The organism is Microtetraspora malaysiensis (assembly GCF_001528665.1).
GTDB classification, from domain to species: Bacteria; Actinomycetota; Actinomycetes; order Streptosporangiales; family Streptosporangiaceae; genus Microtetraspora_A; species Microtetraspora_A malaysiensis.
In genome coordinates this window covers 84,444-104,589 of the sequence record NZ_BBYJ01000010.1, presented here as the reverse complement: position 1 = coordinate 104,589, position 20,146 = coordinate 84,444, and the positions used below count along the sequence as shown (strand labels likewise).

18 protein-coding genes are annotated in these 20,146 nt (G+C 71.9%); 7 read left to right on the top strand and 11 right to left on the bottom strand.

Annotated elements, in window-relative coordinates; translation table 11 throughout:
• Positions 1–97 precede the first annotated feature (97 nt).
• Entirely contained in the window at positions 98–1,060 is a 963-nt protein-coding gene (holA, locus tag AWQ71_RS14115; protein WP_067133136.1) for a DNA polymerase III subunit delta, read from the top strand.
• A gap of 10 nt (positions 1,061–1,070) precedes the next feature.
• Here the strand turns inward: holA and AWQ71_RS14110 are convergent, their stop codons facing one another.
• The 6 genes from AWQ71_RS14110 to AWQ71_RS14085 all read right to left on the bottom strand — a co-directional run bounded on the left by AWQ71_RS14110 (position 1,071) and on the right by AWQ71_RS14085 (position 9,598).
• Positions 1,071–1,754: an ABC transporter ATP-binding protein gene (locus AWQ71_RS14110; protein ID WP_067132620.1), complete on the bottom strand. Its 684-nt coding sequence runs from the start codon at positions 1,752–1,754 to the stop codon at positions 1,071–1,073.
• Positions 1,751–2,671: an ABC transporter ATP-binding protein gene (locus AWQ71_RS14105; protein ID WP_084258873.1), complete on the bottom strand. Its 921-nt coding sequence runs from the start codon at positions 2,669–2,671 to the stop codon at positions 1,751–1,753. Before AWQ71_RS14105 ends, AWQ71_RS14110 begins: the two co-directional genes overlap by 4 nt.
• Positions 2,655–5,165, bottom strand: a complete 2,511-nt coding sequence (locus AWQ71_RS14100; RefSeq protein ID WP_067132617.1) for an FtsX-like permease family protein — start codon at positions 5,163–5,165, stop codon at positions 2,655–2,657. Before AWQ71_RS14100 ends, AWQ71_RS14105 begins: the two co-directional genes overlap by 17 nt.
• On the bottom strand, positions 5,162–7,798 hold the full coding sequence (locus tag AWQ71_RS14095) for an FtsX-like permease family protein (RefSeq protein ID WP_067132616.1): 2,637 nt from the start codon (positions 7,796–7,798) through the stop codon (positions 5,162–5,164). Before AWQ71_RS14095 ends, AWQ71_RS14100 begins: the two co-directional genes overlap by 4 nt.
• A 375-nt stretch (positions 7,799–8,173) precedes the next feature.
• Complete coding sequence (rpsT, locus tag AWQ71_RS14090; RefSeq protein ID WP_067132614.1) at positions 8,174–8,446, bottom strand: 30S ribosomal protein S20; 273 nt, start codon at positions 8,444–8,446, stop codon at positions 8,174–8,176.
• 159 nt (positions 8,447–8,605) lie between these two features.
• Positions 8,606–9,598, bottom strand: coding sequence for a glycoside hydrolase family 18 protein (locus AWQ71_RS14085; RefSeq protein WP_067132612.1), 993 nt, complete (start codon positions 9,596–9,598; stop codon positions 8,606–8,608).
• Positions 9,599–9,720: 122 nt separating this feature from the next.
• On the opposite strand from AWQ71_RS14085, the gene lepA reads away from it, so the two are divergent.
• From lepA to hemW, 3 genes are all read left to right on the top strand, one after another.
• Positions 9,721–11,547: a translation elongation factor 4 gene (lepA, locus tag AWQ71_RS14080; protein WP_067132610.1), complete on the top strand. Its 1,827-nt coding sequence runs from the start codon at positions 9,721–9,723 to the stop codon at positions 11,545–11,547.
• A 177-nt stretch (positions 11,548–11,724) separates the two neighbouring features.
• Entirely contained in the window at positions 11,725–12,045 is a 321-nt protein-coding gene (locus AWQ71_RS14075) for a hypothetical protein (RefSeq protein WP_067132608.1), read from the top strand.
• An 85-nt stretch (positions 12,046–12,130) separates the two neighbouring features.
• Entirely contained in the window at positions 12,131–13,348 is a 1,218-nt protein-coding gene (gene hemW, locus AWQ71_RS14070; RefSeq protein ID WP_067132605.1) for a radical SAM family heme chaperone HemW, read from the top strand.
• A 22-nt stretch (positions 13,349–13,370) separates the two neighbouring features.
• Here the strand turns inward: hemW and AWQ71_RS44380 are convergent, their stop codons facing one another.
• The 3 genes from AWQ71_RS44380 to AWQ71_RS14055 form a co-directional block, all read right to left on the bottom strand.
• Positions 13,371–14,120 (bottom strand): DUF4870 domain-containing protein, encoded by a 750-nt coding sequence (locus AWQ71_RS44380; protein ID WP_067132602.1) that lies wholly within the window; start codon positions 14,118–14,120, stop codon positions 13,371–13,373.
• A gap of 73 nt (positions 14,121–14,193) precedes the next feature.
• A complete protein-coding gene (locus tag AWQ71_RS14060; RefSeq protein ID WP_174550705.1) occupies positions 14,194–15,003 on the bottom strand; it encodes a DUF3097 domain-containing protein in 810 nt (269 codons plus the stop codon).
• Between the two features lie 90 nt (positions 15,004–15,093).
• Entirely contained in the window at positions 15,094–15,789 is a 696-nt protein-coding gene (locus tag AWQ71_RS14055; protein ID WP_084258871.1) for a hypothetical protein, read from the bottom strand.
• 161 nt (positions 15,790–15,950) lie between these two features.
• Here AWQ71_RS14055 and hrcA point away from each other — a divergent pair, with 161 nt between their 5' ends.
• From hrcA to AWQ71_RS14040, 3 genes are read left to right on the top strand one after another with little or no spacing between them, the layout of a single operon-like run.
• On the top strand, positions 15,951–16,964 hold the full coding sequence (hrcA, locus tag AWQ71_RS14050) for a heat-inducible transcriptional repressor HrcA (protein WP_067132599.1): 1,014 nt from the start codon (positions 15,951–15,953) through the stop codon (positions 16,962–16,964).
• Positions 16,965–18,098 carry a molecular chaperone DnaJ gene (gene dnaJ, locus AWQ71_RS14045; protein WP_067132595.1) on the top strand — a complete coding sequence of 378 codons (1,134 nt, stop codon included), beginning with the start codon at positions 16,965–16,967 and terminating at the stop codon, positions 18,096–18,098. It abuts the gene before it with no gap.
• Positions 18,099–18,125: 27 nt separating this feature from the next.
• Positions 18,126–18,869 carry a 16S rRNA (uracil(1498)-N(3))-methyltransferase gene (locus AWQ71_RS14040; protein WP_067132592.1) on the top strand — a complete coding sequence of 248 codons (744 nt, stop codon included), beginning with the start codon at positions 18,126–18,128 and terminating at the stop codon, positions 18,867–18,869.
• Positions 18,870–18,887: 18 nt separating this feature from the next.
• On the opposite strand, the gene AWQ71_RS14035 is transcribed toward AWQ71_RS14040, so the two are convergent.
• Positions 18,888–19,595, bottom strand: coding sequence for a hypothetical protein (locus tag AWQ71_RS14035; RefSeq protein ID WP_067132589.1), 708 nt, complete (start codon positions 19,593–19,595; stop codon positions 18,888–18,890).
• Positions 19,592–20,071: a SigE family RNA polymerase sigma factor gene (locus AWQ71_RS14030; protein WP_067133127.1), complete on the bottom strand. Its 480-nt coding sequence runs from the start codon at positions 20,069–20,071 to the stop codon at positions 19,592–19,594. Before AWQ71_RS14030 ends, AWQ71_RS14035 begins: the two co-directional genes overlap by 4 nt.
• Positions 20,072–20,146 lie beyond the last annotated feature (75 nt).

The following is a 20,146-nucleotide window of genomic DNA, read 5'->3' as shown; positions in this document are numbered from 1 at the left end:
CAGACCGGCGGCGCGGCCAAGGGTTGCGGACATCCGACGGGCTCCGAGGCCACGTCCGATTCCCGGCGGCGGGGCTGGGCGTGGCATGCTGCCAGGCATGGCCACTGCAGCACCCGTGACCCTGGTCGTCGGCGACGAGGAACTCCTGGCCGACCGGGCGGTCTCATCCGTCGTGGCGGCTGTGCGCGCGGACGATCCCGGGGCCGAGGTCCACGACCTGGTCGGCGGGAAGGTCGAGCCCGGAGAGCTCACCGGACTGTCCTCTCCCTCTCTCTTCGGCGAGAGGTCCGTGATCGTGATCCGGTCCGCCCAGGACCTCGCCAAGGATGTCATCGCCGAGGTCGTCAAGTACGCGGCCCATCCGGCGGAGGACGCGGTGCTCGTGCTGGCGCATCCGGGCGGCGTGAAGGGCAAGGCGCTCGTCGAGGGCGTGAAGAAGGCCGGAGCGGACGTCGTCACCGTCTCCAAACTGACCAAGCCCGCCGAGCGGCTGGACTTCATCAAGGGGGAGATCAAGCGCGCCGGCCGGTCGATCTCTCCGGGCGCCGCGCAGGCGCTTCTCGACGCGGTCGGGAGCGACCTGCGTGAGCTCGCCGCCGCCTGCGGCCAGCTCGCCTTCGACACCGAGGGCAAGATCGACGAGGCCGCGGTCGCCCGGTACCACCGGGGCAGGGCCGAGGTCAGCGGATTCACCATCGCCGACCTGGCCATCGAAGGGCGGCTCGGCGAGGCGCTCGAACAGCTCCGGTGGGCGCTGGCGACGGGGGTGGCGCCCGTGCTGATCGTCAGCGCCCTCGCGGGCGGCCTGCGGTCGCTCGCCAAGGTCGGCGGCGCCCCCCGCAACCTCCGGGGCGGCCAGCTCGCCAGCCACGTCGGGATGCCTCCGTGGAAGATCGACCGGGTGAAGCGCCAGCTCGGCGGCTGGGGTCAGGACGGCATCTCCCGAGCCATGCAGGCCGTCGCCGTCGCCGACGAGCAGGTGAAGGGAGCGGGCACCGACCCGGCGTACGCCCTGGAACGGGCGGTGCAGATCATCGTCGCGAGCCGCACCGGCCGCTGATCCGGGCGGCTCAGACGGCGGTTTCCTCCAGGATGGCGCCGTCGCGCAGCTCCAGTACGCGGTCGGCGAGGGTGATCAGCTTGGGATCGTGGGTGGCGACCAGCGCCGTCACCCCTTCACTGCGGACCAGCGCCTGGAGCAACTGCATGATCTGGAGCGCGGTGTGTGAGTCGAGCTGACCGGTCGGCTCGTCGGCGATGAGCAGCCGGGGCCGGTTCGCCAGCGAGCGGGCGATGGCCACCCGCTGCTGCTGCCCGCCGGACAGCTCGTACGGCCGCTGGTTCATGTGATCGCGCAGACCGACCAGGCTGAGCAGGATCCGGACCCGCTCCTCGCGCTCGGCGACCGCCGCGCGGGCCAGGCGGAGCGGCACCCCGACGTTCTCGGCCGCGGACAGCACCGGGATCAGCCCGAACGACTGGAACACGAACCCCATCACGTCCCGGCGCAGTTCCAGCAGGGCGGCCTCGGGCAACTCGGTCACGGTCTGCCCGGCGACCTCGATCCGGCCCTCGTCCGGCCGGTCCAGGCCGCCGACCATGTTGAGCAGTGTCGTCTTCCCCGAGCCGGACCGGCCGCGGAGGGCGACCAGCTCCCCTGGGTACGCCTCGAACGACACTCCGCGCAGCGCCTCGACCCCCTTGGGGTAGACCTTGCGCACGCCGTCGACGACGACCAGCGGTTGATCGGTCATGACTGCTCGTCTCCCTGGTTGGCGGGCCACACCCCGATGTGGTCGTGTTCGAGCTCCAGCCGTACCCGGCGCTCCATGTCCAGCGCGGTCATGAAGTCACGCGGGAGCTGCATCCGGCCGGCCCGGTCGAGCACGGCGTACTCCTCGGCGACCACGCCTCCGTCCTCGGAGGTACGGCGGAGCGTCTCGCTGGAGGTCCGCCCGTCCCGGATGCCGATCGTACGGTCCACCTCGTCGGCGACCAGGGGGTCGTGCGTGACGATGACGGCGGTGACGCCGAGCTCACGGTTGGCCCGGCGCAGCGCGCCGAAGACCTGCTCGGAGGTGTCGCTGTCGAGCTCGCCGGTCGGCTCGTCGGCCAGGATCACCTCGGGCGAGTTGGCCAGCGCCACAGCGATCGCGACGCGCTGCTGCTGGCCGCCCGACATCTCGCCGGGACGCCGCCCGGCGCAGTCGGCCACGCCGAGCAGGTCGAGCAGCTCGCCCGCCCGCGCCCGGTCCACCTTTCCGGTCGCCAGCCGCATGGGCAGCAGCACGTTCTCCTGCGCGCTGAGGTAGGGGAGCAGGTTGCGTGCCGTCTGCTGCCAGATGAACCCGACCACGGAGCGGCGGAACCGCAGCCGGTCCTTGGCGGTCATCGACAGCAGGTCCATGCCGGCGACCCGGGCCAGCCCGGCGGTCGGGACATCCAGCCCGGAGAGCACGTTGAGCAGTGTCGACTTACCCGACCCGGACGCACCGACGATCGCGATCAGCTCGCCCTTGTCGATCAGCAGGTCGAGCCCCTGCAGGGCGACCACCTCGACGCCCTCGGTCTTGTAGATGCGCACCAGGTTGTCGCACAGAATGTGGGCGGTCGCGCCGAACGCGGCGTTCGCCGCTCCGGCCTGTGCCTCCAGGTCAGCGAGACTTTGCACGGCTGCCTCCAAGGTAGACGCCCGCGAGGGCGGCGACGGCCATCCCGCCGGCCAGCAGGGCGGGCATGACCGGGTCGATCGGATAGTCGCCGAACCGCAGCCCGGCGTACGCGGACAGGTCGATGCCGTCCCCGAACAGCGTGGGCAGGCCGAGCCCGAGCGCGAGCCCGGCGAGAACGGAGAGGACGAGCACCGGGCCGATTTCGAGCACCGTCATGCCCTTCGCCTGGCGGCGGGTCAGGCCGATCGCGTGCAGCAGGATCAGGGCGCGGGACCGCTCCGCCGCCCCGGACACCAGCATGATCGCCACGGCCGCCAGCGCGTACGCGGCGAGGGCCAGCGTGACGACGCGCAGCCCGGTCATCAGGGTGGACGTGAGCGGCACCGAGGTGATCTCCGTGAGCGTGCCGTCCACGGTGTGGATCACCGTGCCGGCTGGCATGGCAGCTTTGACGGCCTCGGCGTCGCCGCTGATCAGCAGGGTGTTCGTGTGCTGCGGCAGAGCGGGGAGGACGATGAGCCCCAGGTCGGTGGTGTCCACCCCCGGCAGCGACGCGATCTTCCCCTTGGGTTGTACGGTCAGCCGCTCGGGCCAGGCGATGTCGAAGCTCGCCATCGTGGCCATGTCGGAGGACACGAGGGCCCCGCTCGCGGGCGCCGTGGGGACCTCCAGCGGGCTGCCTGCCACCAGCTTCCGGTAGGCGTTCAGGTCGACCGCCACGACGGCGGTGTCCCGGCCGGTGAACCCCACCTCGGCGTGGGTCTTGCCGACCGCGGCGGGCACGACCTGGTTCACCCCGGGCGTCTTCCGGATCCGCTCGATCAGGTCGGCGGGGATGCCTTCCGACCGCTGCACCCGGATCTCGGCGCCGACCTGCTGCCAGGCGGCCAGGCGTTGCGCCGTGGAGAGGCCGTCGGCGGTCACCGCGCTGTACGCGCAGATTGCGAGCGCGGGCAGCAGCGTCAGCACCGGCAGGGTCGCGCCGGTCGCGGCCCGCGCCGCCATGGCCAGCCCCAGGTACGGCGCGGCGTCCCGGCGGCGGGCGGCCAGGCGCAGCAGCAGCCGGAGCGGGAACGGGTAGACGCGCAGCGCGACCAGCGCGGCGGCCACCGTGAGCAGCGCGGGCACCACCATCATGAACGGGTCGTCGCCGAGGCCGCGGGTGCGCAGGAGCTGGACGCCTCCGGCTCCGAGCAGGACGACCAGGACCTCCAGCGCGATCCGCCGGGGGGACGGCCGGCGCGTCACCACGTCGTCCCTGCGCTCGTTGAGGGGCTGCCGGTGGGTGTGCGCCGTCGCCCCACCCGCGTACGCGATGGCCGCGACGGCCAAGGCCACGGGGCCGAGCAGCAGGATCGGCAGGAACGGCCCGGGCACCAGCAGCGAGAGCCCGGCGCCCACCAGTGCGGCGGGCGCGATGGCGAGCGCGACGACCCCGCCGCCCACGATCGTGACCCTTGGCAGTGACGCGCCGCGCGCCCGCATCAGGGAGAGGGCGCCGTGCATCCGCGCGCCGATGAGCCGTACGGCGAGCGCGATCGTGCCGAGGCAGGCCACGGCGAACCCGCCGAGCAGCACGGCCATCAGCGCGCGCGTGGTGGCGAGCCGATCGAGGAATTCCTTGATGAGCTGGTCGAGCCCGGTGACGAGAGTGGTGTCCTCCCCCTGGAAGGGGATCCCCGTGCTGACCGAGAAACCGCGCGGGGCGGATCTCACCACGCGGTCCGCCTCGGCCAGGGCGTCGAGCACGTCCCGCCCGTTGCGGGCGGTGACGGCCGCCGGGTTCACCTGAAAGGTCCAGCTGTAGATCAGCTGGAGATCTCCGCTCGCCAGCGCGTCTCCGTTGGCCAGACCGGAGATCAGCAGATCGTCCTCGTCGCCGCCCGGTGGGCGGGATTTGACGATCTTCGCTGCTCCGCTGTGGTATGCGGTCCAGTACACGTCGTCGGGGGCCAGCGGCTCCCAGAGACCGCTGACCACGGCCTGGTACCCCTCGAACCCGATCGTGTCGCCGAGCTTGATGCCGAGCTCGGCGGCGGGCGCGGCCGGGAAGGAGACCTCGTACTGCCTCTGCTCGTCACTCGGACCGGGAGGCCCGCCCGCGACATACCTGATCCGGTTGGCGATGTCGTTGTCCCAGCCGAGGGTCAGGTAGCGGTGCCGCCCGATCTGCATCTTGTTCCGCATCCCGTGGCCGAACCTGGGGATGCCGTCCAGGATGCCGCGTCCGGTCGGCGGCATCGCGGACCGCCACGAGGAGTTCGCCCGCGTCATCGCGTCGACGCTCGTCGGCTGGCTGAAGCTGTAGGCGCCGTCCAATACGACGGTCAGCGCGGTCGTCAGCGGAGGCGAGGTCCGCAGCATGGTCTCCGCGCTCTTGTCCAGGGACGCCTCCAGAGCCCGGGGCAGCCCGGCCAGTAGCAGTGACCCGGCCAGCGTGAGCAGCGCGAGCAGGGCCGCCGTACCCCGGTGGGCCGCGAACAGCCGGATCATCGGTCCTCCCCCGAACGCAGCACGCCGCCCGGCCCGCGCCGGTGCAGCGAGCGGGCCAGCCCGAATATGACCGCCAGCAGCACCGCCCCCACCCCGAGGGCGAGCGCGGCGATGCCCGGCCACGGGATATCCAGCACCACCGGCGGCGTCACCGCCGTCGCCTGCCCCGTCAGGACGATGGACGGCACCACCGCCAGCGCGACCCCGGCCGCCAGCAGCACGCCTCCGACCAGCGACAGCCCGATGACGAACGACTGCTCGACGGCGAGCAGGCCGAGCATCTGCCGGAAGCCGACGCCGAGCGCCCCGAGCAGGGCGAACTCCGACCGGCGCTCGCGCGCGGACACGGCCGCGTTCACCAGGAAGCCCAGCACGGCGAACGCGAGCGCGGCGACGAAGCCGAGCACCAGCGCGCCCCGCAGCCCGCCCGCCAGCGGATCGTCCCTGAGCTGCCGGCCGAGGGCGGTCACCTCGGTCACGCTCGCCCCCTGCTTCGCCAGCGCCGCCGCGGCGGCCGAGGTGTCGTGGCCGGAGGCGGCCAGCCACCACTCCGTCGCCTTGACCGAGGCCCCGGTGGCAGTACGCAGCGCGGCCAGGTCGGCGAGGACGGCCGAGGCGCCCGCGGGCGTGCCCGGCATGGCCCGTACGGTCCCCACCACGTCGATCGGGACGGGCGACGAGTCGATGGTGAGGGTGCGCTCCTTGGCCAGGTCGTCGGTGACCACGACCGGCAGCGCCGTGCCGTTCCCGGAGAGACGGGAGGCCAGCGTGGCGAGCGGCGCGTCGGACAGGTCCGGACGTAGCAGCATGACCTCCGGCAGCCGGGCCGCGTCCGCCGCGAGAAGATCGACGTCACCGTCTCCCATGGAGGCCCGTACGCGGTGGACGGGCGTGAGCGCGGTGACGCCGGGCAGCGCGGAGAAGCCGTCCCCGGTGTCCCCCTGCTGGGCGGTCACCCGCAGGTCGGCGCCGGCCAGATGCCGGGCCTGGTCGTCCTGCGACTGCCGCCAGGTGGCCGAGGTGGCCAGGGACAGCGCCCCGATCGCGACGGCCATCGTCAGCAGCAGCGCGGGCCCCGAGTAGCGGGCGGGCCGCCTGCTCACCTGGCGCACCCCGACGGCGGCCGCGAAGCCGGGCCGCCGCGTCGTCGCCCGCTCAAGGAGCCGGGAGACGAGGGGCACCAGCCGCAGGCCCAGCAGGCCGCCGCAGAGCAGCGCGAGCGCCGGGCCGATCACGATGAGCGGGTCGATGCCCAGATCGCCGCTGGTCGTCTCGGTCACCGGCGCGCCGTAGCGCTGGAGCTGCCAGATCGCCAGCGCCGCCACCACCAGCAGCGCCAGGTCGGCCCCGGCCCGCTGGAGGATGCCCTGCCGGTCGCCACGCCCGCGCGCCCCCTGCTCCTCGACGTACGTCCGGCGCGCCCCGAGCACCGCGGGGAGCGCGAGCAACACCGCGCAGGCCAGCGCCACGGCGGCCGAGATGGCGAAGGCCGTCGCGCCCGGGTTCTGCCACAGCGGCGTCCCGGTGCCGCCGACCAGCGCGAGCAGGAATGGCGCCAGGTACGGCGCGGCCACCGCGCAGGGCAGCGCGACCAGCAGCGCCTCGCCGCCCGCCAGAGCGGCCAGCCGGACCGAGCCCGCGCCGCGCGACCGCAGCAGAGCCACCTCCATCCGGCGGTGGTCGGACAGCAGCCGCGCCGTCAGCGTCAGCGCGTACGCGGCGAGCACCAGAAGCTGCAACACCGGGATCAACATCGTCGAGCGGGCGACGAGCGCGGCCCGGTCGAGCTGGGTGAGCATCGCGGGGAGGCCGGTGGTGACCGTGCATCCCGCGCATCCGCCCCGGAGCGTGGCCGTGATGCCGGTGACCGACGCGGCCAGGGGACGCAGGTCCTCGCGGGTCAGACCGCTCAGGTCGGGCACGGCCGTCCAGCTCGCCGTGACGCTTGTGGCGAACCGGCTGACGAACGTCGTCGCAGGGATCACGAGCGGCCCGTACGTGGTGTAGTCGCCGACCTGGGTGCCGTTGCGGAGTAGTTCGTCGCCCGCCCACCGGCCACCGTCGGAGGCGCGCAGCCGGAAGATCCCGGAGATCTTGACCTTGACCGTGCTGCCGTCCAATCGGCCGACGATCGCGAACTCGCCGCCCGAGGTCACCCGCATCGCCTCGGCGGCGGGCTGGGAGAGCGCGGCCTCCACCGTCCCGGCGGGGCTCTCGGCCGGCCACGCGCCAGCGACCAGATCGGCGCGCTCCCGCAGGTCGTCGTAGGTGGCGAACCGGGTCAGGTCGGGCCGCTCGCGCCCCTCCTGGCCGGGCATCGCGTACGAGTCGGACCGGGCGCCGCTCACCACGCGGTGCGGGAGCCCGGCGTACCCGCGCGTGATGCCGTCGCGGACCGTCCGGTCGATGCCGGCGTAGTCGTCGGCCTTCACCGAGGACGTGACGGTGGTGGAGGTGAGAGTGGGCGGCGCCGTCTCGACCGCCTGCCGCACGCCCAGGTTGGTCACCGAGGCGGCGTACGTCATGAGGGCGACCAGCGTGGTCGTGGCGAGCAGGATCGAGCCGAACGCCGCCGCCAGCAGGAGCGGTTCGCTCAGTGCGCGCCGGAATACCAGCGGTGTCCGCCCCCGCATGTATCGTCCTCTGGCTCGTCGGATATTCTCCCGATCGCCTCACCATAGGGCGATCGGGGAAGCGCCAGAAAGATCGGTGATGGAGTCGATGCGCGGCGGCGATCCCGGTGTGATATCGAAATCGGGACATTTCCCGAATAGATCGTGCGCAATTATCTGCTATGGGCCTTGCTTCCCGAAACCGCGGTAATGCCCGAAAGTGGGGGGCGGTCCGGATTTACCGTCATATCAGGCGGGAGATGCGCCGTTACGCGGACACGCGTGGGCGAGCCCGGGAGTGCGAAAAAGGGCGAGAGCGCCGAAACGCCGCACCCCCGGGGAGGGGATGCGGCGTGACACATCCGCGTGCCCGCGACGACGCGGGCGACGGAGTGGCTACTTGGCGGCCTGCAGGGCGGCGGCGCGCTTGGCGATCGCCGACTTGCGGTTCGCGGCCTGGTTCTTGTGGATGACGCCCTTGCTGACGGCCTTGTCGAGCTGACGGCTCGCGGTGTGCAGGGCGGCCAGGGTCGTCTCGACGTCGCCCTGGTCAGCGGCCTCGCGGAACTTGCGGACCGCCGTCTTCAGGGACGACTTGACAGCCTTGTTACGCAGCCGGGCCTTCTCGTTCTGCCGGTTGCGCTTGATCTGGGACTTGATGTTCGCCACGAAGAAAGCCTCGGTGTGAGTCTTGGTCGGATGGGGCGCGCGGGCTCGAGAGAGGGCGCGCCACACGCAGTTGAACAGGGTACCAACAGCTCGCGATGTCGCTCAAATCGAGCGCCCGCGTAGTCACCTGCGCCCTAATCCTAACCCGGACCGGCGCCGTCAGGCGTGCGGCCTGACCCAGGACGCGTCGTATTCTCGCCAGTCCTCCTCCGTGGCCGCGAAGTCGACGTACATCGCCAGGCCCACCTTGTCGCGGGGACCGTGGCCGGTCAGGGCCAGCCGGGCGCCCTCCGCCGCCGTCGCCACGCTCTCCGCGTAGTCGCCCGCGTATTCGTGGTAGGCCGGGGCGCCGATGAGCAGGGTCTTGTCCTCGGGCACGAGGTCCAGCGCGATGTCGGCCTGCCGTACGACGTGGCCGCCGTAGAGCGAGGGGAGGAAGGTCCAGGAGTCGTATGTCATGATCGCGACCTGGTCGGTGAGATCGGTCACCCGGCGGAAGTAGTCGCGGCTCCAGTACTTCTCGTGACCGATCACCAGGCGGGCGGGGAGCGCGGCGCCGGGCATCGGCTCGATCTGCTGGGTGGCGACCGACAGCGGGCGCGAGCCGATGACCTCGCGGGTGGCGCGGAGAACGTCGAGGAAGTCCGGGTCGCCGTCGGGCACCGGCTCGAAGTCGTAGTGGATGCCGTCGTAGCCGAGATCGACCAGGGCCTTGGCGCCGGCCACGACCCGCTCCCTCGTCGCCGGGTCGCTCAGATCGAGGAACCCGGGGTCGAGGCGCTGCCCCAGCCAGGCGGACACCCGCACCCCCGGATGCCGCTTCTTCCACCATTTCAAGAAATTTCCAGCATTGGGATATTTGTCGGGAGATAGCGTGCCGTCGTAGGAGAACGGACCGCTGTGGACGTACACGTCCTTGACGGAGCCCAGTCGTACGGCCATGGCGTCGACGTCGGCGGCGCCGCGGCGGCCGTCCACCCACGCGTGCCCCATCCAGAGGGCGTCGTTGCCCGTGCTCCGGGCCCAGGCGGCCGGAGAGCCGGTGAACTGCAGGCGTAACGCCGCCGCGGCGAGCAGGACGGCGGCGAGCAGGACGGCCAGGACGATCGCAGTCCACCTGATCACCCGCTTGGTGATGGTCAAGGCAAGCATCCGGACATGCCACCATGGAGGTTGGCTGGTTCGCCAGCCGATGACGGGAGACGAGGCCGATCCGGAGACGGCACGGCCCGATCCGTCGCTCGCAGTCACAAACCCTGTTGAAACGGACCCCGGTGCGCACTCAGCCTGGCCAGACCGACCCCGCGTTGATCCGCAACTTCTGCATCATCGCGCACATCGACCATGGCAAGTCCACTCTCGCCGACCGGATGCTGCAGCTCACCGGTGTGGTCGACGACCGCTCCATGCGCGCGCAGTACCTCGACCGCATGGACATCGAGCGAGAGCGCGGCATCACGATCAAGTCGCAGGCCGTGCGGCTTCCGTGGAACGGCCACGTGCTCAACATGATCGACACGCCCGGCCACGTGGACTTCTCGTACGAGGTGTCCCGGTCGCTGGAGGCGTGCGAGGGCGCGGTCCTGCTCGTCGACGCGGCCCAGGGCATCGAGGCGCAGACGCTGGCCAACCTCTACATGGCCATGAACGCCGACCTGCACATCATTCCGGTCCTCAACAAGATCGACCTGCCCGCCGCCCAGCCGGACAAGTACGCCGAGGAGCTGGCCGGCCTCATCGGCTGCGACCCGTCCGACGTGCTGCGCGTGTCCGGCAAGACCGGCGTCGGCGTCGCGGAGCTGCTCGACCACGTCGTGGCGACCATCCCCGCGCCCGTCGGCGTCGCCGACGCGCCCGCCCGCGCGCTGATCTTCGACTCGGTCTACGACACCTACCGCGGCGTCGTCACGTACGTACGGGTCGTGGACGGCCAGCTCTCCAAGCGCGAGCGGCTGCTCATGATGTCCACCGGCGCCCAGCACGAGCTCCTGGAGATCGGCGTCATCTCGCCCGAGCCCATGCCGTCCGCCGGACTGGGCGTCGGCGAGGTGGGCTACCTCATCACCGGCGTGAAGGACGTCCGCCAGTCGCGCGTCGGCGACACCGTCACCAGCGCGACCAGGTCGGCCGTCGACCCGCTCGGCGGATACGAGCACCCCAAGCCCATGGTCTACTCCGGGCTCTATCCGATCGACGGCGACGACTACCCCGAGCTGCGCGAGGCGCTCGACAAGCTGCGCCTCAACGACGCCGCGCTCGTCTACGAGCCCGAGACGTCGGCCGCGCTCGGGTTCGGCTTCCGCTGCGGCTTCCTCGGGCTGCTCCACATGGAGATCGTGCGCGAGCGGCTGGAGCGCGAGTTCAACCTGTCGCTCATCTCCACCGCGCCCAACGTGATCTACCGCGTGGTCATGGAGGACGGTCGTGAGCTGATCGTCACCAACCCGTCCGAGTTCCCCGAAGGCAAGATCGCCGAGATCCACGAGCCGGTGGTCAAGGCCACGCTGCTCGCGCCCTCCGAGTTCATCGGCGCCATCATGGAGCTCTGCCAGGGGCGGCGCGGCAACCTCCAGGGCATGGACTACCTGTCCGAGGACCGGGTCGAGATCCGCTACACGCTGCCGCTCGGTGAGATCATCTTCGACTTCTTCGACCAGCTCAAGTCGAAGACGCGCGGCTACGCCTCGCTCGACTACGAGCCCCTCGGCGAGCAGGCCGCCGACCTCGTCAAGGTCGACATCCTCCTGCAGGGCGAGGCCGTCGACGCCTTCAGCGCGATCGTCCACCGCGAGAAGGCCTACGCGTACGGCGTCGAGATGGCCAAGAAGCTCAAGGACCTCATCCCGCGGCAGCAGTTCGAGGTGCCCATCCAGGCCGCCATCGGCGCCCGCGTCATCGCCCGCGAGAACATCCGCGCCATCCGCAAGGACGTCCTCGCCAAGTGCTACGGCGGCGACATCAGCCGTAAGCGCAAGCTGCTGGAGAAGCAGAAGGAAGGCAAGAAGCGGATGAAGATGGTCGGCCGCGTCGAGGTGCCGCAGGAGGCGTTCGTGGCCGCCCTTTCGACCGAGACGTCGTCGGCGGACAAGCCGAAGAAGTGACACGGCGCGCACGGGCCGGTGGCCCGCGCGCCCGCCCGCCGGGAGCCGATCGTGGCGATCATTCGCTGTCGGGAGGTAGGCCGGATCCGGCGATGCCGGTCACCGCGATTTAGCGGAAAAATGTCAGTCCCCTGGCATACCTTCGGATCGAACGCCTGTGCGATTCGGAGGTCGGAAATGATCGCAGATGCTCACGCCGCCGAGCGGTTCATGCGCGCCGCGATGCTCGGCGTGGCCATGGCCGTGGAGACGCAGCGGCTCCTTCGGCTCCACGCCGGGGACTCCCCACCCGGCCAGGACGGCGCCGTCGGGGTCGAGATCCCGTTCCCGGACTCCACCGTGATCACGGCGGTGCTCGACGCGGCCGCCACCTGCTTCCGGCCGCCAGACGATCCGGGAGAAGATCCCCGGCAGGCCGTTCTCGCCCCGCTGCTCGAACTGGCGGCCCTCGCGAAGCCCCTCGTCCCACCCCAGCCCCTCGTGCCCGAGCGGCGGTGAGAGCGAGGTCCGGGAAACCGAGTGAGAGGGGTGGTCCGGGGGAGGAGAGGCGAGGGCACCGGCCGGATGGCGGCAGACTGGAGGCGTGCCTTCTGTTCTTCCCGACGGCGACCCGATCCCGGCCTCCGGCGAGTTGCCTTCCAGCGCTCTCGACAGCCTCGGCTCCCGCCCGTTCGGCTTCTACATCCATGTGCCGTTCTGCCTCACCCGGTGCGGCTACTGCGACTTCAACACGTACACGGCCGCCGAGCTCGGGCCCGGCGCCTCCCAGCGGGACTACGCCTCGACGGCGATCGAGGAGGTGCGGCTCGCCCGGCGCGTCCTCGGCGACGCCGAGCTGCCCGTGGAGACCGTGTTCGTCGGCGGAGGCACGCCGACGCTGCTCCCTCCCGAGGACCTCGTCCGCATCCTCCGCGTGGTGGACGAGGAGTTCGGGCTGGCCCCCGGGGCCGAGGTCACCACGGAGGCCAACCCGGAGTCCGTCACCCAGCGGTCCCTGGAGGTCCTGCGCGAGGGCGGGTTCACCCGGATGAGCTTCGGCATGCAGAGCGCCCGCGAGCACGTGCTCACCGTGCTCGACCGCCGCCACACGCCGGGCCGGGCCGGTGCGGCCGTACAGGAGGCCCGGAAGGCCGGGTTCGACCACGTCAACCTGGACCTGATCTACTCGACGCCCGGCGAGACCGACGACGACTGGCGGGCCTCGCTCGAGGCCGCGCTGACCGCCGGCCCCGACCACGTCTCGGCGTACTCGCTGATCATCGAGGAGGGCACCCGGCTGGCGGCGCGGATCCGGCGCGGCGAGCTGCCGATGCCGGACGACGACGTGGCCGCGGACCGCTACCTCATCGCCGAGGAGATGCTCACCTCGGCCGGGTTCCGCTGGTACGAGGTCTCCAACTGGGCGGTCTCGGACGAGGCGCGCTGCCGCCACAACCTCCTGTACTGGACCGGCGGCGACTGGTGGGGCGTCGGACCGGGCGCACACAGCCACGTGGGAGGCACCCGGTGGTGGAACGTCAAGCACCCCGCGCCATACGCGACGCGGCTGGCGGCGGGGGAGTCGCCGGGTTACGCCCGTGAGGTGCTGACGGAGGACGACCGGGTGGTCGAACGGCTGATGCTGGAGCTCCGGCTCGTGACCGGGTTCCCGCTCGCCGACGTGCGGCCGTCCGCGCGTACGGCCTGCGCCAAGGCGTTGGCCGACGGCCTGCTCGAGGTCGAGCCGTTCAAGCGCGGCCGCGCCGTGCTGACGCTGCGCGGCCGGCTCCTCGCGGACGCCCTGATCCGCGACCTGGCCTGAGCGGGGAGTCGTCCTCGCGCGATCAGGTGACGAGGCGGATCGTCATCGGATAGCGGTAGTTCTCCCCGCGGTTGGCCGCCATCGCGCCCATGATCCCCACAACGAGCGTGTACACCCAGATGACCGGGAGCAGCAGGAACCCGAGGACCCCGACCAGGACCGCGGACAGCACGGTCGAGACCACGACCACGGCGATGAAGGCGATCGTGGCGGTGATCCAGAAGTTCAGCGCCTCGGCCGCCTGGTCCCGGACGTACGGCGACTGGTCCTTCCGCGTCAGGTAGATCACCAGCGAGCCGACCGCGCCGAGCGGCCAGGCGAAGAGGTTGCCCAGCCCGGCGAGGTGGGCGAGCATCGCCATGTTGGTGTCGTCGGTGCCCGGCCGGGGGCCGTACTGCCCCGGCACATACGGCCCGGCGGCGCCATAGCCGTACCCCGGGGCGCCGTATCCGTGATAGCCGGGCGCCGCGTCGTACCCGGACGCGTACCCCGGGCCGCCGGGGGCGCCGTAGGGCATGCCCTGGCCCGGCTCGTATCCCGGAGCACCGTAACCGGGGGCGCCGTAGCCGGGAGCACCATAACCGGGGGAGTCGTAGCCGGGAGCGCCGTAGCCCTGGTTTCCGTGATCGGCGGGCCCGGGGACGCCCTGAGGCGGGGTCTCGGGTTGTGCCTCGCCGGCACCCTGACCGGGCGTCTCACGTCCGGACCCGCCCTGACCGGGGCGTTCGTGCCCGCTCTCGCCCTCGTGCGGCTCCCGCGGATCGCCGGTCATGCCCGACCTCCCTTTGCGTTGTCCTTACTCGACCCTAAGCGGCCGCGGGCCGGGCCGGGCGGCCTTCCGCAGGTCAGTCTCCGGGCTCCGTGACGAAGTCGATCAGCTCCTCGACCCGGCCGAGCAGCTCCGGTTCCAGGTCCGTGTACGCCGTCACGCGGCCGAGGATGTGCCGCCACGCGTCCGCGGGCTCCATCCGCCAGCCGAGCGCGGCGATCACGCCCTCCTTCCACGGGAGGCCGCGCGGCACCTCGGGCCAGGCCGGGATGCCGAGGACGGACGGCTTGACCGCCTGCCAGATGTCCACGTACGGGTGGCCCACGACCAGCACGTCCGAGCCGGACACCCGCGCGGCGATGCGGCTCTCCTTCGACCCGGGGACGAGGTGGTCGACCAGCACACCGAGCCTGCGGCCGGAGCCGGGCGCGAACTCCGCCACGATCGCGGGCAGGTCGTCGACGCCTTCGAGGAACTCGACGACCACCCCCTCCACCCGCAGGTCGTGGCCCCAGATCTTCTCCACCAGGGACGCGTCGTGGACGCCCTCCACGTAGATCCGGCTCTCCTGGGCCACCCGCGCCCGCAGGCCCTCGACGGCGATCGACCCGGAGGCGCTGCGCCGCGCCCCGCCCGGCGCCTCGGACGGCCGTACCAGCGTCACCGGCCGCCCCTCCAGGAGGAACGCGGCGGGCGCGAGCGGGAAGATCCGGCGCCGGCCGAACCGGTCCTCCAGGGTGACGGCCTCCTTGTCGCAGGCCACCACGGCGCCGCAGAAGCGGCCTTCGGCGTCCTCCACCACGAGATCCCGCTCCGCGGGCACCTCGGGGATCTTCCCTCTGCCGGGCCGCCGCCAGTCTCCGGAAAGCACGTCCTGCCCATACATGGCGGGAACGCTAGCAAAATCGGGCATCCTCCGGCCGGAGTCCGGCGCGCGCTCGCCTTCCATGGGCACCTGAGCACGACCGCGGGCCGGTCAACGCATCGCCTTTTTACGGGCGCCCGCGCGCCGGACCAGCACGACGATGGTGACGACGACCGCGATCAGGAAGCCGGCCGTGGGGAGCGCGATCATCGCGACCGCGCCGCCGACCACCTTGCCCACGCTGCCGATGAGCTCTTTGCCGACGCCGAACTTGACGCCCTCGCCCGTGCAGGAGACCTGGTAGTCGCCCGCGGCCGGGGCGCCGATCTGGAAGACCATCTCCCAGGTGGTCCCGCCGTACGTGATGCTCTGGGTGCCGCTCGGCCGGGTGAGGCGGATGTCCAGGCCCGGCGCGCCCTCGACCTTGCAGCTCACGTCCGCCGCCTGCTCCGCCGAGGCGTAGATCGCGGGCCTGTCCTTCGGGTCGAGCCGCACGCTCACCGACTCACCGGTGGCGAACGTCGCGAGCGAGGCGGCGTCCTTGACGGCGGAGCCCAGCCCGCGGGCGAATCCGGCCACGCCCACGACCAGCAGCACGACGAAGAGCACCCAGGCGAGGACGATCCACAGGATCCGCGGCCGCACCGGGCCCGGCGACGGCGGCGGGCCGTACCCGCCCGGCGCGTACGGCCCGGCCTGCGAAGGGTCGTAGGGCGTGCCGGCGGCGCCCAGCGGCGGCATGGCCTGCGCGTACGGCGGCGACGGCGCGTGGCCGTCACCGGGGAAGGGGTTGTGGTTGTCGGTCATGACCGGGACCCTAGCGAGGGCAACTTGTGAGGCGATTGCGGGCAGCTTGTGTAGTCGGCCCGATTGGTGTTATCGCACCCCGTGGGCGGTAGCCGTACACTTGGCACTCGGGAACACGGAGTGCCAGACAGCGTGTTCCCGATGCACAGGGAGGTGACACTTTGCTCGACGAACGCAAGCTGGCCGTGCTCCGCGCCATCGTCGAGGACTACGTGTCCACCAATGAGCCGGTCGGGTCCAAGGCCCTCGCCGACAGACACCACCTCGGCGTCTCGCCGGCCACGATCCGCAACGACATGGCGGCGCTGGAGGAGCAGGGATACATCCACCAGCCGCACACCAGCGCGGGACGGGTGCCGACGGACAAGGGATACCGCCTGTTCGTCGACCGCCTCTCGCAGATCAAGCCGCTGTCCGCGGCGGAACGCCGGGCGATCGAGACCTTCCTCGCCGGCGCCGTGGACCTCGACGAGATCGTCATGCGGACGGTTCGGTTGCTCGCCCAGCTCACGCGGCAGGTCGCCGTCGTGCAGTACCCCTCGCTGACCCGCTCGACGGTCCGGCACGTGGAGATCGTGCCGGTGGCGGAGCGGCGGGTCATGCTGGTGTTGATCACGAACACCGGCCGGGTCGAGCAGCGGGTGATCGAGCTGCCCGAGCCGGTGGCGGACGACCGCGTCGCCCACCTGCGCGCGGTGCTGAACTCCTGCCTGGACGGCTGCGGCCTGTCCGATGTGCCGGATACGGTGGCGGAGCTCCCTGACAGGCTGCCGATCGAGGATCGGCCGGTGGCCGCGACCATCCTGTCAGTGCTGCTGGAGACCCTGGTCGAGCGGCACGAAGAGAAGATCGTTTTCGCCGGCGCCGCCAACCTCGCGGCCCCCGACTTCAGCGTGGGCCTGCGCGCGGTGCTTGAGGCGCTGGAGGAGCAGGTCGTGCTGATGCGGTTGCTCGGCGAGACTGATGACCTGCCGGGGCTGACCGTGAGGATCGGCTCCGAGAACCCGTACACCGGACTTCGCGGCACCTCGATCGTGGCCGCGGGGTACGGTGCGGGCGACAAGGAACTGGCCCGGCTTGGAGTGCTGGGCCCGACGCGAATGGACTATCCGGTGACGATGGGTGCGGTGCGCGCGGTGGCGCGCTACGTCGGCCAGATCCTGGCGGGGTCGTAAGTGGCCAAGGACTATTACGCGACCCTCGGGGTCCGGCGGGACGCCAGCCAGGAAGAGATCAAGAAGGCTTATCGCCGCCTTGCCCGCGAGCTGCACCCGGACGTCAATCCTGACCCGGAGACGCAGGAGCGGTTCAAGGACATCACGCAGGCCTACGAGGTCCTGTCCGACACCAACAAGCGCCAGATGTACGACCTCGGAGCCGATCCGTTCAGCTCCGGAGCGGGTGCCGGGGCCGGCGGGTTCGGCGCCGGGTTCCCGTTCAGCGACATCATGGACGCCTTCTTCGGCAGCGCCGGAGGCGCCCGTGGGCCGCGTTCCCGGGCCAGGCGCGGCCGCAACGCGACGATCCGGGTCGAGCTCGACCTGGCGGAGACCGCTTTCGGCACCACCCGCGAGATCGTGGTCGACACCGCGGTGCTGTGTGACGTGTGCCAGGGCTCCGGCGCCGCCGAAGGCACCCACCCCGACACGTGCGACATGTGCCACGGCCGGGGTGAGGTCTCGCAGGTGACCCGCTCGTTCCTCGGCCAGGTGATGACCTCGCGGCCGTGCCCGCAGTGCGGCGGCTACGGCAGCGTCATCCGCAACCCCTGCCTGGAGTGCTCGGGCGAGGGCCGGGTCCGCACCCGCCGTACGATCAAGGTCCGCATCCCGGCGGGTGTCGAGGACGGCACGCACATCCAGCTCGCCGGCGAGGGCGAGGTCGGTCCCGGCGGCGGCCCGCCCGGCGACCTCTTCCTGGAGATCGCCGAGCGTGCGCACTCGATCTTCGAGCGGCGTGGCGACGACCTGCACTGCACGGTCCAGATCCCGATGACCGCGGCCGCCCTGGGCACCTCCCTCACGGTCGAGACCCTGGACGGCGCCGAGGAGATCGACGTGCGCCCCGGCACCCAGGCCGGCCAGGTGATCCCTCTGTACGGCAGGGGCATCCAGCGGCTCAACGAGACCGGCAGGGGCGACCTGCTGATCCACGTGAACGTCGAGACGCCCACCAAGCTCGACCCGCAGCAGGAGGAGCTGCTGCGCGAGCTCTCCAAGCTGCGCGGCGAGGAGCGGCCGCCAGGGAAGTTCTCCCCGGGCCAGCAGGGGTTCTTCTCCCGGCTGAGAGACGCGTTCAACGGCCGCTGACGCCGTGCCCGCGCGACTGGTGATGTCATGAGCGTTCCCGTGTTCCTCGCCGACCTTTCGGCGGCCGCGTCCGGCGGTCAGGGCGACCGTGTCCTGCTGGACGGCCCCGAGGGGCGGCACGCCGCCGCCGTACGCAGGCTCCGCCCGGGAGAGCGGATCGACCTGACGGACGGCGCCGGCCTGGTCGCCGAGTGCGTGGTCCGCGACGTGGCCAAGGACTCGCTCACCGCCGAGGTGCTCCGTCGATACGAGGTGGAGGCGGCCCGCCCGCGCCTGGTCGTGGTCCAGGGGCTGCCCAAGGGCGACAGGGGAGAGCTCGCGGTCGAGATGATGACCGAGGCGGGCGTGGACGTGATCGTCCCGTGGGCCGCGTCCCGCTGCGTCACGCAGTGGAAGGGCGAGCGGGCCGGCAAGGCGCTGGCCCGCTGGCGCAGCACCGCGCGTGAGGCGGGCAAGCAGGCCCGCCGCTTCCATCTGCCCGAGGTGACCGAGCAGGCGACGACCACACAGGTCGCCGAGCTGCTCGCCGGAGCCGCGCTCGGCGTCGTGCTGCACGAGGAGGCCGCCCGGCCGCTGAGCGGCCTTCCCCTGCCCGCCGACGGCGACGTCGTCGTGGTCGTGGGCCCCGAGGGCGGCATCACCGACGAGGAGATCGCCGCCTTCCGGGCGGCGGGAGCCGTACCCGCGCTGCTGGGTCCGACGGTGCTGCGCACCTCGACGGCCGGGGTGGCCGCCGCGGCCGTGCTGCTGACCCGCTGCGGCCGCTGGTGACCCGACGCGCTCCGGCGGCTACGGCGTGGGCGACTCGGCCATCGGCTCCGGGCTGACCACGACGCTGTCCGACGGGCTCGCGGTCGGCGAGGGCAACGGCTTCGGCGTGGGTGACGTCTCGCAGTGCCTGCCGGAGCACCCGGTCGGCGTACGGCTCGGCGTGGGACGGGGGGACGGCCCGACCGGCGGCGTCGGCGTCGCCGTCATCGTGGGGCACGCCGCCGATCCGGAGGGGTTCGGCTCGGCGCCCTGGCCCGTCGTCTCCGGGGGCGCGCACGGGTTGCTCCGGGACGGCGACGGCGACGGTGACGGCGCCACCGCCGAAGGGCTGGTACGCGGCGTCGCCACGGGCGGGGGCGAGGGCTCGTCGCCCCGAGTCGGCGGGCCGGTGACGGGAGGCGGGTCGTTGTTGGGCTTCGGAGGGCGATTCACGGACGAGGTGTCGGGGAGCCGCGAGTCGTCCCCGGTGTTGGAGACCGTGCTGTGGATCACCTGGGTGCGCAGATCGGGGACGAGCATCACGACGGTGCCCGCCACCAGTGCCGCCCCGGCGACCGAGGCGCCGACGCGCCACCAGAACAGGCCGCGCAGGCCGCGGGCGCCCCGCTCCTCGATGCGGTGCCGGATGATGTCGAGCCCTTCGGGCGAAGGAACGACCGAGTCCGCCTCCGCCCGCATGGCGCGGCGCAGGATCTCGCCGTGCTCGTCGTCGGTGGGGAAGGTCATGAGAACTGCTCCAGTGCCATCCGTAGGGCGGCCATGCCGCGGGCCGTGTGACTCTTCACCGCGCCCTTGCTGATGCCCATCGCGTGTGCGATCTCGGCCTCGGACAGGTCACCGTAGTAGCGCAGGACGAGTGCCTCGCGCTGCCGGGTGGGCAGGAGGCGCAGAGCCTCGATGACCGCGGATCGTTCGAGCTCGCCGATCGCGCCGTTCTCGGCGCTCGGCGCGTCGGGGAGCCCCTTTGGAGCGTACTTCTCGACGACGGCGCGGTGGCGCAACACTGAGCGAGATCGGTTGACGACCGATTGGCGCAGGTAGGCGAGTGCCTTGTCGGTGTCGCGCAGCCGCCGCCATGCCCCGTGAATGGCGACGAACGCGTCCTGCACGACTTCCTCGGCGCTGGCCACATCGCGGACCAGCAGCACGGCGAGACGCACAAGGGACCGATAGTGCGCGCTGTAGAGCGCGGTCACGGCCATGTCGGCGTCCCATCCGACGGGCACCGCCCCCAGCGACCTGTCGGCCACGAGGGTCTCGGTGGTCACGTCAGTAGG